This window comes from Oleiphilus sp. HI0117 (genome assembly GCF_001635235.1).
Map to the genome: position 1 here is coordinate 1 of NZ_LWGA01000009.1, position 882 is coordinate 882.

The 882-nt window shown below is 42.2% G+C and carries 1 protein-coding gene; it reads right to left on the reverse strand.

Annotation, left to right across the window (positions count from 1 at the left end):
• Positions 1–882 (reverse strand): class I SAM-dependent methyltransferase (locus A3757_RS00385; RefSeq protein WP_197469601.1); only part of this gene is annotated, 882 nt, incomplete at both ends.

An 882-nucleotide genomic window follows, 5' to 3' on the forward strand; every position in this document is an offset into this window, starting at 1 on the left:
CTGACATTTTGGTAAAGTCTGTGACCTTATAGTTTGCGCTCAAGCCTGGATCAAGCTTAAACCTTCGCAGGTTATTCGAGAAAACCAGCACCCCCTTTTCAGACAGCAAGCTCATACACTGCTCTATGAGTACGACATGATCACGCTGAATATCCAGCACCCCCTGCATTCGTTTAGAATTAGAGAAGCTCGGTGGATCTAGAAAAATCAGATCAAAACTGGCTTTTTGTTCCTGTTGTGACTTTAGCCACTCAATACAATCTGCCTGAACTACTTTATTGTCACGAAGCGCTAGCCTATTGAGCGCCAGATTTCCCTCGAACCAATTCAAGTAGGTCTTTGACATATCAACGCTCAAGGTTGATTTCGCACCACCAAGTGCGGCATAAACACTCACCGCACCTGTATAACAAAATAAATTTAAAAAGCGTTTATCTCTGGCATTATCATAGACCCACTTTCTAATGGGACGATGATCGAGAAACAACCCGGTATCCAAGTAGTCCTTTAGGTTTACCTTGAATCGCGCACCACTCTCACTTACTGTAAAAAAGTCTTTTTGAGATGCTTCTTTTTCGTACTGTTTAGTACCTTTTTGTATCGAACGAACTTTTAAAGCAATTCGCTTCGTCGGTATCGTTGCACCATTAAAACTAAACTCGCTTAATACCTTAAGCCCCTCTCTTAGCCTTTCTCGGCTAGCTTTCTCATCAATAGACTTTGGCGCTTGATATTCCTGGACATGAAGCCATGTAGTTTGATCAATGCTTTGGTACATATCGACTGCGAGCGCAAATTCCGGCATATCAGCATCGTACAAGCGATAGCAGCTAATCTCATTTTTCTTAGCCCACTTACCGAGGGTCTTAAAATTCTTCTTAA